This window comes from Nocardia sp. XZ_19_231 (genome assembly GCF_015355705.1).
Classification (GTDB): domain Bacteria; phylum Actinomycetota; class Actinomycetes; order Mycobacteriales; family Mycobacteriaceae; genus Nocardia; species Nocardia salmonicida.
The window spans coordinates 587,582-600,190 of sequence record NZ_JACUZI010000004.1; the positions used below are offsets into that span (position 1 = coordinate 587,582).

13 protein-coding genes are annotated in these 12,609 nt (G+C 67.7%); 3 read left to right on the forward strand and 10 right to left on the reverse strand.

Translation table 11 applies throughout. The annotated features are described in order from the left end of the window. Positions 1-305: 305 nt before the first annotated feature. Positions 306-1,046 (reverse strand): IclR family transcriptional regulator, encoded by a 741-nt coding sequence (locus IBJ82_RS21240; RefSeq protein WP_194827691.1) that lies wholly within the window; start codon positions 1,044-1,046, stop codon positions 306-308. A gap of 252 nt (positions 1,047-1,298) precedes the next feature. On the opposite strand from IBJ82_RS21240, the gene IBJ82_RS21245 reads away from it, so the two are divergent. Next, complete coding sequence (locus tag IBJ82_RS21245) at positions 1,299-1,607, forward strand: hypothetical protein (RefSeq protein WP_194827692.1); 309 nt, start codon at positions 1,299-1,301, stop codon at positions 1,605-1,607. Between the two features lie 10 nt (positions 1,608-1,617). On the opposite strand, the gene IBJ82_RS21250 is transcribed toward IBJ82_RS21245, so the two are convergent. From IBJ82_RS21250 to IBJ82_RS21260, 3 genes are read right to left on the reverse strand one after another with little or no spacing between them, the layout of a single operon-like run. After that, positions 1,618-2,880, reverse strand: a complete 1,263-nt coding sequence (locus IBJ82_RS21250; RefSeq protein WP_194827693.1) for an acyl-CoA dehydrogenase family protein — start codon at positions 2,878-2,880, stop codon at positions 1,618-1,620. An 8-nt stretch (positions 2,881-2,888) separates the two neighbouring features. Then, positions 2,889-3,893 carry a phosphotransferase family protein gene (locus IBJ82_RS21255; protein ID WP_370585407.1) on the reverse strand — a complete coding sequence of 335 codons (1,005 nt, stop codon included), beginning with the start codon at positions 3,891-3,893 and terminating at the stop codon, positions 2,889-2,891. After that, complete coding sequence (locus tag IBJ82_RS21260; RefSeq protein ID WP_194827694.1) at positions 3,890-4,180, reverse strand: DUF6285 domain-containing protein; 291 nt, start codon at positions 4,178-4,180, stop codon at positions 3,890-3,892. The genes IBJ82_RS21255 and IBJ82_RS21260 overlap by 4 nt, the downstream gene beginning before the upstream one ends. Before the next feature lie 167 nt (positions 4,181-4,347). On the opposite strand from IBJ82_RS21260, the gene IBJ82_RS21265 reads away from it, so the two are divergent. Together IBJ82_RS21265 and IBJ82_RS21270 are read left to right on the forward strand one after the other, a co-directional pair. Next, positions 4,348-5,637, forward strand: a complete 1,290-nt coding sequence (locus tag IBJ82_RS21265) for a hypothetical protein (protein ID WP_194827695.1) — start codon at positions 4,348-4,350, stop codon at positions 5,635-5,637. Further along, on the forward strand, positions 5,634-6,401 hold the full coding sequence (locus IBJ82_RS21270; protein ID WP_194827696.1) for a hypothetical protein: 768 nt from the start codon (positions 5,634-5,636) through the stop codon (positions 6,399-6,401). The genes IBJ82_RS21265 and IBJ82_RS21270 overlap by 4 nt, the downstream gene beginning before the upstream one ends. Positions 6,402-6,461: 60 nt before the next feature. On the opposite strand, the gene IBJ82_RS21275 is transcribed toward IBJ82_RS21270, so the two are convergent. Genes IBJ82_RS21275 through IBJ82_RS21300 form a run of 6 tightly spaced genes read right to left on the reverse strand, consistent with a single transcriptional unit; the run spans position 6,462 to position 12,587 of the window. Then, entirely contained in the window at positions 6,462-6,629 is a 168-nt protein-coding gene (locus IBJ82_RS21275) for a hypothetical protein (RefSeq protein WP_194827697.1), read from the reverse strand. A 53-nt stretch (positions 6,630-6,682) separates the two neighbouring features. Continuing rightward, positions 6,683-7,885 (reverse strand): peptide synthetase, encoded by a 1,203-nt coding sequence (locus IBJ82_RS21280; RefSeq protein ID WP_194827698.1) that lies wholly within the window; start codon positions 7,883-7,885, stop codon positions 6,683-6,685. 48 nt (positions 7,886-7,933) lie between these two features. After that, on the reverse strand, positions 7,934-8,977 hold the full coding sequence (locus IBJ82_RS21285) for an NAD(P)-dependent oxidoreductase (protein WP_194827699.1): 1,044 nt from the start codon (positions 8,975-8,977) through the stop codon (positions 7,934-7,936). After that, positions 8,974-10,632 carry a fatty acid CoA ligase family protein gene (locus IBJ82_RS21290; RefSeq protein ID WP_194827700.1) on the reverse strand — a complete coding sequence of 553 codons (1,659 nt, stop codon included), beginning with the start codon at positions 10,630-10,632 and terminating at the stop codon, positions 8,974-8,976. The genes IBJ82_RS21285 and IBJ82_RS21290 overlap by 4 nt, the downstream gene beginning before the upstream one ends. After that, positions 10,629-11,528 carry a hypothetical protein gene (locus IBJ82_RS21295; RefSeq protein ID WP_194827701.1) on the reverse strand — a complete coding sequence of 300 codons (900 nt, stop codon included), beginning with the start codon at positions 11,526-11,528 and terminating at the stop codon, positions 10,629-10,631. The genes IBJ82_RS21290 and IBJ82_RS21295 overlap by 4 nt, the downstream gene beginning before the upstream one ends. 9 nt (positions 11,529-11,537) lie before the next feature. Further along, positions 11,538-12,587 (reverse strand): 3-oxoacyl-[acyl-carrier-protein] synthase III C-terminal domain-containing protein, encoded by a 1,050-nt coding sequence (locus tag IBJ82_RS21300; protein WP_194827702.1) that lies wholly within the window; start codon positions 12,585-12,587, stop codon positions 11,538-11,540. Positions 12,588-12,609 lie beyond the last annotated feature (22 nt).

Genomic DNA, 12,609 nt, shown 5'->3' on the forward strand with positions numbered 1-12,609 from the left:
TGCGGCGTGGAGGACCACGCGGCGGGCCACAACGGGCGCACGCCGCGACGATCCGCACACGAAGGGCGGATTAACGGGGTATGAGAGAAAGTGGAGTTCGACGACGGGAGAATGTCGCCGCTATTTCAGCTGCGACAGAATCCGGGGGACAGGCGCATCAAGTCCACCGTACGACGGCGAACGAGCGCGGGGGATTCGATCATGGTGCGACTTTCGTGAAAGTGATCGGCATAGGGGACGCCGCCTCGATTCAATAGTGCGCCAACAGATAACGACTCGGCAATACTGTTTTCACATCGTGGAAATCATGGTGCGTCGAATCCCTCACCTGCGGCCGCGGTATGGAAATAGGGGCCGATGCGCACCGCGATCTGGTGCATCGCGGGCAGCACGGCACGAACGAGATCGCGATCGAGGCGTACCGCGCGCGCCTGCACACCGAGCGCACCCCACACCTGTCGATCCGGCCCGAGAACCGGGACGGCGATCGCGCGGATCGGTTCCTCGCTGTCGATCTCCTCGATGGCGTACCCGCGACGGCGAATGGTGTCGAACAGTTCGCCGTTGCCGCGGTCGAGTCCCGCCGTGGCGTGTGCGAGCAGCGCGTGACCGACGGCGCTGGTGCTCAACGGCCTACGCTCCTGCGGAATTTGGTTGTGGCAGAAGTGGATCGGTGGCCGTGCCTGGAACACCGTGAGGGCCTCGTCGGCATCGGCGACGCTGAGACTGACGGTGATCTTGATGCCGGCGGCCAACGCGTACAGGTGTGGCGCCGCGTCGTCGAGCCCGAGCCGCGACAGCGCGGGACGGGCCAGGCATGCCAGTCCGTGCCCGATCCGGTAGCGATCGGTCGCCGGGTCCTGCTCCAACAGCCTGCCGCGCACCAGCGCCTGCGCCAGTCGGAAGGTGGTGCTCACCGGGAGCCCGGCGCGCTGTGCCAATTCGCTCAGCGACAATTCGGGGTCGCCGCCCTGAAAGCAGTTCAACACGTACACGGCACGGTCGACGGCTTGTGCGCCGGAACGTGGGGGTTCGGTCGCGGTCATGGCGGCCTCCTACTCGACGACGTGCCGAGAACTATCGCCATCGCGCTATCCAGGCGCAATGATTCGGCGCATCGGTGCGAGTAATTCACCGGGCGCCGATCGAATCCGGGTGAGAACAAACCTGTCGGCGCGGTGGGATTGCGGGGAATCTGGAACCCGCCCTGAAGCGTCCCGCGATCACGACGACCCCGACTATCTGCGACTGCCGCCTGAAATGCTGCGGTTGCTCGGCGAGACAGGAAGGTCGGCGGCATGACCATCGACATCGAGGACACCCGGCGCACCGCCGCGGTGTTCGACCGGGGCGGCGTTCCTTCGTGGTCGACGCGCACATCCGCCAGCCGACGCATCCTCGGCGCCGTGATGGCGACGGTAGCGATGGGCGGCGACGACATCCACTGGAGTGGGCGCCGGTGGTGGGATCGGATCGCCGTGTGGTCGGCGAATCGGCGCGCGGTTCCGCCTTCAGGCTCGCCGAACGAGCCGCGGGAGCGGGAATCGGAATGGGAAAACGCGCTCACCGCCTCGGTGTTCGCCTGGACGGCCTTCCTCGGTGGGTAGGGCCGCGGACTCACACCCCTTTGACCGCGGTTCGGTCCATGAACCCGAACAGATACCCGGCCACCCGCCGCATCTGAATCTCCTCCGCCCCCTCGGTGATCCGGTAGCGCCGATGGTGGCGATAGATGTGCTCGAACGGCTTGTGCCGCGAGTAGCCGAGACCACCGTGCACTTGCATGGCCCGGTCGGCGGCTTCACAGCACAGCCGGTTGGCCCAGTAGTTGCACATCGAAACCTGTTCGGAGGCAGCGAAAGTGCCGTAGGTGTCCATGGACCAGGCGGTCTTGTGGATGAGCGCGCGCAGCATCTCGCACTGTGTGTGCAGTTCCACCAGCGGGAACTGGATGGCCTGGTTGACTGCCAGCGGCTTGCCGAAAGGCCTGCGCTCCTTGGCGTAGGCCACGGATTGGTCGATGCAGTACTGCGCCGCACCGAGACTGGAGGCCGCTTGGCGGATCCGGTTCTCGTTGAAGAAATGCTGGACGACTCCGAGCCCGAGGCCCTCCTGCCCGAAGATCGCCGAACTCGGGACCCGCACCTCGGTCAGCGAGATGCGCGCGTGGTCGGTGGGCATGTTGAAGGTCCAGAGGTACTCCTCGACCCGGAAGCCGGGCGCGTCTATCGGCACCAGGAACGCGGTGATGCCGTGTCCGTCGCCGGGTCGCCCCGCGGTGCGGGCGAAGATCAGATCGGCGTCGGCGATGTGGACTCCGGTGTTCCACGTCTTGGCCCCGTTGATGATCCAGTCGTTGCCCGCCCGGACAGCGGTGGTCGCCATGTGGGTGGCGTCGGAACCGTGATCGGGCTCGGTGATGCCGAAGGCGAAGAACTTGGTGCCCGCGGCCAGCCCGTCCACCCACTGGGCTTGCTGGGCCGGGGTGCCGTACTCGAGCATCAGCAGCAGACCCACATTGTTGGCGACGATGGCGTGCTCGTTCTGCAGGTCGCAATGTAGACCGAGCCCCTTTCCGGCCAGGTGCTCGCGAATCACGGCCATCCCGAGATTGGTGCCGTCGCGCCCGCCGAACTCGCGCGGGAAGGCATAGCGGTAGTGGCCCGCGGCATCGGCACGACGACGCGCTTCGGCCAGCAATTGCTCCCACTCCGCGGTCGGCAGGCCGCCACGGTCCCAGTCGGTGCGGGCGTCCTCACGGCGGTGGTCGAAGAAACGAATGTTGTCGGCCTGCTGCTCGAGCGGGATGATCTCGGCCTCGATGAAAGCATCCAGCTCGGTCAGATATCCGGCCAGATCTTCGGGCAGTTCGAAATCCACTGTCTCTCCTAAACTTTCGCCTCGGGGCGAATCTGCATGAGCAGGTCCCACTCGATTTCCGAAACACGACGTCCGCTGGCGGCCATGACGATGTCGCGCACGCTGCCGTCTACATGCGCGGCGGCCTGGGTGGCCAGTCCGACGCCCCAGGCCAGCGTGCCCATCACCTTCCACCAGCGGAATCTGTCGAGATCGAAGTCACCGCCCGCGGCCTGGTAGCCGCGCAGGAAGCTCGCGCGGTCGGCGAAACCGCCGAACTCCCGTCCATCCGCACCGAAGCGCCACATCCGCAGTGCGGGCCAGGCCACGTCACGCATCGGGTCGCCGAAACGCTGAGCGCCCTCCCAGTCCAGCACGGCCCGCACACCGTCCGCGGCGACGACGATATTGCCGTTGCGCAGGTCGGTGTGCAGCAGCGCGGTGCGCGGCGGCGGGCCAGGGAGCCGATGTTCGAGCCAGCGCAGCGCCAGCGTGAACACCGGCCGGTCGCCGAGCAGCACACGCACGTCCGCCTCGGCCGCGGCGAAAAGGGCGGCGGCCGGATCGGCGCCCGCGGCGGGCACGGTGCGCGGAGCGGCGGCGGGATCGATGGTGTGCAGCCTGCCCATCGCCTCGCCCCATTCGCGGGCCACCGTCTCGGCGTTGTCCGCGGCCGCGATGAGGCGTAATACCCTGCGTGGGAAGGTCTCCCCGGCTACGTGGTCGCTGACAACGAACGGCTCGCCTACCACGGTCGGATCCGCACAGACCGCCACCACCGCGGGCACCGCCACGCCGTGCGTGCGCGCCAGCTCGCGCACCGCCGCCTCATCCTCGACCGACATGATCTGCACGGCGGCCGGCACGAGCGTGGCGACCAGCTTGCGGGCGCGCTCCCCTTCGACGTGCGCGGTGAAGCCGACGTTGCGCCGGCGCGCGCCGGCCGAGAGGTACTCCAGCTCGTCTACTCGCGTGGGCGCGGCCCAGGTCCGGGTCAGGAACTCGGCCAGACCTGTGACGAGATCGGTGGTCACTCGCCCTCCCAGCTGTCGTAACCGGGTTTGGCGATCGCCAGGTCGGCGCGCACCACCTCGACAAGTGCCTGCCACAAGGCGCGCTCGTCGTCGGCCGCGCCCAGGAGTTCGTGTTCATGTCGCGTCGCCGCCGGCGCGAGGTCGATCTCGCGACGCACGATCCTGGCCAGATTCGCCCCCACCCGCGCACGGTGCTGCAGAGCGGGCGGCAAGGCCGGCAGCAGTGTGCTCTCCAGCAGTTCGGCCAGGGACTCCAGCAGTTCGGCTACGGGTGGTTGATTCTGCACAGTGATACCTCTGGCGCTGCCGCATCGTGAGAGAACTTCGAAGAAATCAGGTCTTGACTCGAAGGAGAAGCTACGGCAGATCGCGCGACGAGACAATAAGAGAATCAAAGCCTATATATCTCACGGCTTGGCGTGTTAGACATACCGCCAACGGCAAGGAGGCGGTTGTGACACGTCCGTATCGGTTGATCATTTGGGGTCCCGGCGACATGGGTGGGCGGGCACTGCGCACGGCGCTGGGATCCCCCGATTTCGAGGTCGTCGGCGTCAAGGTGTTCAGCCCGCACAAGCACGGCAAGGACATCGGCGAACTGGCCGGGCTGGCGCCGGTGGGCATCAAGGCGACCACGTCCAAAGCGGAAATCCTTGCACTGAAAGCGGATTGCGTCGTGCACACACCGACGACACCGTCCCTGGTGCAGGGCGCGGACGCCGACGTGCTCGACCTGCTCGAGTCCGGCAAGAACGTGGTGTCCGCGGCGTCCTATCACAATCCGGCCATGCCCACCTGGCTGTCCGAATCGCGTTCGCCCCTGGAGGTATTGCGCACTGTCGCGCAGATGCGGGTGACCGGAGGCGCCTTCGGGCCGCAGTTGCCCAAGGCACTGTCGACGCTGAAAAAGCTGATGCGCGTGGTGGATTCGGGCCCGGTCCGATTCACCGGCCCGGTCTTGGAGCGTCTGGCAGCGCCGGTGGTGGACCGGGCGATCCCACGCCGGGCCACCGGCGAGCGACTTCAGGCCGCCTGCCTGCGGGGCGGGGTATCGCTGCATGGCACGGGCCTGCACCCCGGACTCATGGTGGAGCAACTGCTGCTACGCCTGGCCGGGCTGCTCGACGAGGTGCGCGAGGTGAAATTCCTCGAGGTCGGCGATCTTTCGGCCGCGCCGGACGGCATGTGGGGCGGGCTGGCCAGCCTCGGTTTCGGCATGCCGCTGAGCGCGGTCGACTCCAACCACGCCATCGCGCTCATGCAGCACTTCTACTTCGACGCGGTGCTCGCCAACGTCGCGCACACGCTGTTCGGCGCCGGCGCCGAGGAGGTGCGGGTGGAACGGCACGTCTATCCGGTGCCGGCGCGGACCCGGGTGCAGGCCGGCGGCAGTGTGATCGAGCCGGGCACTGTCGGCGCCATCCACATGAGCTACCGCGGCTACCTCGGCGACCGGTTGTTCATGACCAACGCCGAATGCTGGCACGTCGGACCGGGCAACGCCCACCTCGGGCCGGATCATCCGCGCAGCCTGGCCGGCGGGCATGTGATCACGCTGGACGGCAGCCCCGCCCGGATCGAGATGCGCAACGAACTCGACGACGAGTCGTACGAGGGCGATTGGTCCGCGGTCACCGACATCTCGGTCAAGGCGATGCTCGACGTCATCCCGGAACTCTGTGCGGCGCCTGCCGGTGTCGCGACGCCCGATCTGAGCCCCCGATACCGTCTGGAGACAGCATGACCTCCCCGCTTCCGGTCGCGGTGCTCGGCGCCGGGCCGCTCGCCGACCGGATCGCCGTACACCCCGATATCTCTGTCGTGCCGCCTTCCGCGGCCGCGGTGGTTGTCCACCTGACTGCCGACGTCGAAGCGGTAGTCACCCAGCTCGGCGCGGGCCGCGACGTGGTGACCGCGCTGCCCCTCGAAGCCCTCCCACTGGACGAGGTGCGGGATGCCTGCCGCAACGGATCGTCCACCCTGCACGCCACCGGCGGCTTCCAGTCGGCGGTCGCGGCCCGGCTCACCCGCTCGCTCGCCGCGGCGACGCGCGAGATCACCAGGATCGAACTGATCGAGGAGCTCGAGCTACCTGACGACGGCGTGTATCCGTGGAACACGGTGCCGGACGAGATGGTGCCCGGTTACTACTTCTCCGGTCTGCGCGTACTGGAAGACGCCGCCTTCTCCGGCTCACGCTCCGATACTCCCGAGCAGGCCGGTGCGGTCTACACCCTGGGTGACCGGATCACTTACCGTTCGATCCACACCCGAGGCACCGGCGCCGTTCCGCTGCGCTATCGCCTGGTCACCACCACCGCAGCGGGAACTGCCACGGCCACAGTCGATTTCCATCCCACCGACGGCGTCCACCCGGCCGATCATCTGACGTCGGTGGAGCTGGTGAAGGCGCTCGGTCCGGTTCACGCGAGCGAGCCCGGCATCGTCCTGCGCGATCTCGGCATCACCTATTTGGTCCCGGACGACCGGCTGCCGAGGTCCGCTTAGCACCCAGAGCTTGCCGGTAATTCCCGATTCGCTTGCTCCAGATGTCGCTGAGATGGCAGGTCAGGCGTCGGATTCGTCGTCGTCGTCGGTCGGGTGCGGGGTGGCGGTGCCGGACAGGCGGAGGACGCCCGCCTCGAGGTCCAAGTCGAGGTGGGGTTGGCCGTTGGAGTCGCCGCTGCCTTCGTTCTGCAGCTTCTTACCTGGGAAGAGTTCGCCGATGATGCCCACGAGGTTCAGGATAGTCGCGGTAGCGACCTGGGCGCCGGGGCCGTGCGGCGGGGTTACTGCTGGTCTGCCGGACTCGGTGTGGGAAGTTCGGCTTCGAGCATGGCGGCGATGCGGTCGAGTAGGGCCTCGAGGCGGGACTCGATGCCCGCGCCGTTGCGTGCTGACACGGTCAGGTGGGTGTGGCCGTCGAATTCGGTCAGCCCGAACAGCAGGGGCATGGCGATGCTGTGCTGTGGCAGGACGAACAGTCCGGTCGGGTGGAAGCCGGGGACCGCGAGTTCCGCTGCGGTGAAGCGACCCATGTGGGACACGGTGGCCGAGGCCAGGTTTCGGCCGAGGCGGGCACCGAGCCAGTTCGTGGTGCGCAGCACGGCGCGGTTGATCGGGTCGGGTACCAGCGTGATGCGGGTGTTGGCGAGTTGATTCAGCTCGCGCCGTTCGCGCAGTCCCGCCTTGATCTGATCCTTGATCGCGGTCCAGCCGCGGCCGGGTTCGATATCGAGGAACAGCGGGAGCGCGAGGTTGGCGGTGGAGCGCAGTGCGGGGTCGTGGCGACGGAGGTCGACGGGCATCATGATGCGCGAGATGCCCGGGGTTTCGGCGGCCAGCAGGGCGCAGACGCGGGCCAGCGCGCCGGGGCCGGCAGCATCGATGCGCCGATGACGCAGAAGATGAGGTGCGAGATCACGATGCTGCCTGCCTCGCCCGACGGCCGCGCGGTAGCGCGGGACCATCGGAGTCGGCCTGCCCGGTGCGCCGACCCGCGCGACGAGCTCCTGGTCGGCGACCGGATCGAGGTGGGGAACGGGGTCCTCGCCGCGCAGTGCGCGCAGCACATTGGTCGCCCACGCGACCATGCCGACGCCGTCCATCACGCCGTGGAAGACCCGGAAGATCAGCGTCGTCGATGCGCCGGTGAGCAACAGGACCTCGACGGTGGCGTCGGGGTTCGGCCCGATCTCACTGGTGAGGACCGGGTCGGTCTCGAGCGCGGGGGAGCTCAGCCGATGGTCGGATACCACCCGCACCGCCGGGGCGATCTCGCTGTCGATCCACTCGGCGCCGTGGCGGCGCAGTCGCGCGCCGGGAGTGACTGCCGCGGCCGTCGATACCGCTGTGCGCAATGACTCCGGCTCGATGTTGCCCTCACCGGGAACGACCAGCTGCATGAGGAAGGGCGGTGCCAGCTCGCGCATCGGGAAATACATGCGCTCGGTAGTCGACACCGGCCGACGGAAAACCTTGCTGCCGTTCATGATTACCTTCTGCGAGTCGGTCGTTGCGGGTGCGCGGTCGCGCCGGGTTTACTGCAAATCTTCGGCGAGTGCTTCGATGCCGCCTTGCTGGTCGAGCCACGTGAGGAAATCGGTCAGACCGGTGTCTCGATCCACGACCGGCGTGTAGCCGAGATCGCGGCGAGCCGCCCCGGTGTCGTAGGTGGCGGTGCGCGTCATCAAGGCGACGGCGTAGCGCGACAGGGGAGGCGACCAGCGATTCGCCACAGCCGGTATGCGCCAGACGGTTTCGATGGCGGCGACCACCGCCGCCAGTACGCGAGGGTTCGGTCGGCGGGAAGGCGGCTGATACCCCAGCCGGGTCGCGACCTCGCCGAGGAATCCCCAGACATCGGTCTTCTCGGCATCGGCGATGAAGTAGGCCTTGCCGCCCACCGCGTCCGAGGTCAGCGCCAGCAGGCAGGCGTGCACGATATTGTCCACGTGGCACAGCGAGGCCTCGATGGTGCGACCGTAGGACAGGTCGGGCAGGGAGCCCGCGGCTGTCCGGTCGAGCAGCCGAACGATCGGTCCCGATCGGTCCCCGGCGCCCCAGATCGCTCTCGGGCGCAGCGCCACTGTCCTGAATTCCGCTGTGTCAGCGGCGAGTACGGCACGCTCGGCCGCGGCCTTGGTCTCGGAGTAGTGGTTGAGGTAGCGGCTCGGATACGGCAGCGACTCGTCGACGTCGACCTGATCGCCGCCGTCTCGCTCCATCAGGGCACTCGGACTCGAGATGAAGACGAACCGGCCCGCGCCACCGCGTCGCGCCGCGTCGAGGAGCAGTTCGGTGGCACGGACGTTCTCGGTCCAGAAGCGGTCCCTGGTGCCGCGTTCGTCGACCCGCGCGGCGCTGTGGATCACCACGTCCATCCCGCTGGTGGCTCTGCTCAGCGAGGCCGCGTCGGCGAGATCGCCGTAGACGACGGTGACATGCGCCGCGGCGGGGCCGAGATCATCGAGAATGCTGGTGCGCCGGACCAGGATCGAGACATCGTGGGTGCCCTCGGCGATCAGCGCGCGCACGATGGCGCCGCCGAGGAATCCGGACGCGCCGGTGACCAGGATCTTCATCGTCGCGAGTCCAGTTTCTTCGTGGCCCAGGGGGCGAGTTGTTCGCGGCCGATCTTGGCGTTGTGCCGGATGTCGACCGGGAAGCGCGGGTGCACGAGGAAGTCGGCGATCGGGGCGAGAGTGTCGAATTCGGCGGCGCGGGTGCGCAATCGGGTGAGTGCGGCCACTGCGTCGGCGCCGGGTTCGAGCTCTACACACAGCACGGGTCGCTGTGTGCCGGGGGCGCCGACGCCGACCAGTGCCGTGCGCGCGACTCCGGTCACCGCGTTGAAGACCTGTTCGACCTGCACGGTGAACATCGGGCCGTGCGCGGTGGTGATCCGCTGACTCTTGCGTCCGCAGAACCAGATTCGCCCTTGCTCGTCGAGCCATCCCAGATCGCCGGTGCGATGCCAGATCTGCTCGCCGTCGGTGATCTTGCCTGCGGTGTTGGCGTGCGCGGGCCAGTAGTAGCGCGTGCTCACATTCGGGCCGGCGACCACGATCTCGCCGACCTCCCGTGCGCCGAGTTCGTCGGTGTCGTCCCAGGTCGCGACCGGGTCGTCGGTGATGGCGAGCAGCCGGACCCGCACTCGATCGGTGGGTCGACCGATGCAGGTGCCCTCGCCGCTCTTGGCGCGCTCGACCAGACCGTCGAGCAACTCCCGCGATTCGATGGTCGACATGGGCAAGGCCTCGGTCGACCCGTATCCGGCGTAGATCTCGACATCGGGGCGCAAGACTTCACGCAAGCCGGCGACACACCAGTGCGGAACGGGAGCGCCACCGGAGAAGATGCTGGCCAGCGACTTCACGTCGACCGGGTGTGCGCGCAGCCGTTCCAGCAGAGGAATGAGCACCGCGGGCGAGGCGAACATGGTGCGCACTCCGAAGCGCTGGATCGCGTCGACCACGTGTGCCGGATCGGTCGAGCCGACCTTGCTCGGAATCAGCGGTGGCAACACGCATCGCGACCCGAGTAGCAGGTCGAGGACGCCGACCAAAGGCAGTGTCACGAGGGAGGTGTCCGGTGGCGTGTGCCCGCGGGCGGCGTGTACCTGTTCCACCATGGCGGCCAGATTGCCGTGGGTCAGCTCGACGGCTTTGGCGGGACCGGTACTACCCGTGGTGAAGCCGATGATCAGCAACTCGTCCGGATCGGCGGGCACGCGCTCGGGCAGAGCGCCGGTCGGGGTGCGGTTGTACGAGGCCAGCGTGGGTCCACCCCAGAACCAGCGGCGCCCCACGGTGAGGGTGGTGCGCACCCGCCGGAAACTGCGCGGAAACAGCACCCGCAGAGCGTGCGCCTGCGGGATGCCGATGAACGCCTCCGCTTCGGCCGCACGCAGGCAGTGCACCATGCGACGCACGCCCATACCCGGATCGATCACCACCGGTACGGCGCCGATCTTCAACAGCGCGAACAGGATCGCGTACAGCTCCGGGCTCGGCAGCACGAGCACGATCGTGCGGGTGCCGCTGCCGACCCCGGAGTCGGTGAGATGTTCGGCGATGGCGTCGGACCAGCGATCGAGGTCGCGGTAGGTGATGCTGCGGTATTCGGGTAGCCCGTCGGCGGTCGAGCCGTCGGGATGGATGACCGCCTCGCGGTCGGGCTCCTCGCGCGCGAGTTCCCGAAATCGATCGATGGTCTGCCAGTAGGTCGCCGTCCTCACGCGGTGGTGTCCGCGGGAAGTCGGTACAGCGTCGCGGCCGCGGACGGGCCGGCGCCCGCCGCGACGAACAGCACATGGGTGTAGCCGACGAGCGTGCCCTCGGCGCTCGCGCGCGCGTAGGCCAGCGGCAACGCGGCGGTGTGCGGGTCGCCCTCGGACAGGTCGGGCACCCGCACCGCGTCCTGGTCGATGCCGAGCGCGTCGGCGAGCCGCTTGGGGAAATGCGGGCTCGGGGTGGACGCGATCAACGCGACGAAGGCGCCCTCGAAGTCGGCGAGCGCGGACCGTGCGACCTCGGTGGCGACCGTGAGGATTCGGTCCTCGAAGTCGGGTTCGCGTTCGACGGTCATCAGTGCGCGGCCGACGGTGCCCATGGTGGCGGTGTCGACATAGGCCTGTCCCGCGGGCGTACCGGGCGCGGTGGCGATGTGCACGGGACCGAAGCCCTCGGGGCCGTCCACCTGCTCGAGCAGCAGCGCGGCACCCGCGGTGGCGTAGGGGAACTCGGCGTCGGCGCTCGACCTGGTCATCGAGGGATGGGTGTCGCCCGCGACGATCAGGACGTGCTCGGTGCTGCCGGTCGCCAACACCGAGCCCGCCACCTGCACGGCATTGACGACGCCGACCGCGCCGTTCATCAGGTCGAAGGAGAATGTCCGCGGATCGGGCCTGGTGTAGTCGAGCCCGATGCCCGCTGCCTTCTGGATCAGCGCGGCCACCGCCGGTTCGACGGTGTTCGAGTCGCGGAAGATGCCGGTATTGATCAGCACGCCGACCTGGTCGGGGCGGACACCGGCTTGTTCGAGGGCCTGCCGGGCGGCGCGGCCGCTGTGCTCTACGACGCTGTGGGTGTCGGTGGATCTGCTGGTTCCGGTGGAACGGATACGGATGCCCATGGAGAAACCTCAGACCTTCAGGGAGGAGATGGTGGTGGACAGGAAGCCCGCTACTACGCCGGACGCGGCCGGAACCATGAGCAGTTTCGATCCCGCCGCGATGTTCTCGTCGGCCAGCTGATCGTGCAGAACGATGAAATGCGATGTGGTCGAAGTGTTTCCGTACTTCTCGATCACATTCAGATCCGGCGGCATCTCGGCGCCGAACTCGCGGGCGGCCACCGCGTTGATGTACGGCACCGCGGAAGCACCGAACTGGTGATGGATGATGTAGTCGAACTGCTCACCGGCGAAGTCGCGGCCCTGCTGTTCGAGGAAGCTGCCCTGGGCGTCGGGCCAGAGCAGAAACCGTGCTTCGTTGTGCATCTTGCGGTTGTCGGTGTAGAGCGCGACGCCCGAGGACTTGTCGCTCGGCATGCCGAGGCACAGGTGCGAATGTTCCGCGGCAGTGAACAATTCGACGTAGTGGATCTTGTCGGCGTCGTCGACCGCCCGGTCGAGTACGACCGCGCACCCGGAATCGCCCACCGACAGCGAGGCGAACTGCAGGTCGTACTTCTCCGAGATCTCGTTCACCGCGGTCTCGGCGATGGGGGTGATCGCCTCGCCACTGACCACCATGCCGTTGCGTACCACGCCCGAGCGGATCATCCGATCGAGAATGTATGTGCCGGTGAGCATTCCGGCGCAGGCGTTGGAGACGTCGAAGGTGATGGCCCGCTCGGCGCCGAGGGACTTGGCGATCGTCGACGCGAAGGAGGGCTCCATGAACATGCGGGTGCCGTCGTTGCTGCGGGTGATCGAACAGGAGATGATCACCTCCAGCTCGCCCGGGGCGTAGCGCGAGCGTGCCAGGCAGTCCTGCGCGGCGTTCACGGCGAGGGTGAACGAGTCCTCGACCGATTCCGGTCGGGTGTCGCGCACACGGCGTTCTTTCACGCCGGTGATGCGTTCCAGATCGAATGCCGGTGGCGTTTTCAGCCGGGAGATCAATTCGGTGGTGGACAATATGTTCGACGGAAGATATGCCCCGATGGATTCGAAACGCGAATGCGACACGTGAGCTCCCGGATGCGGTCGA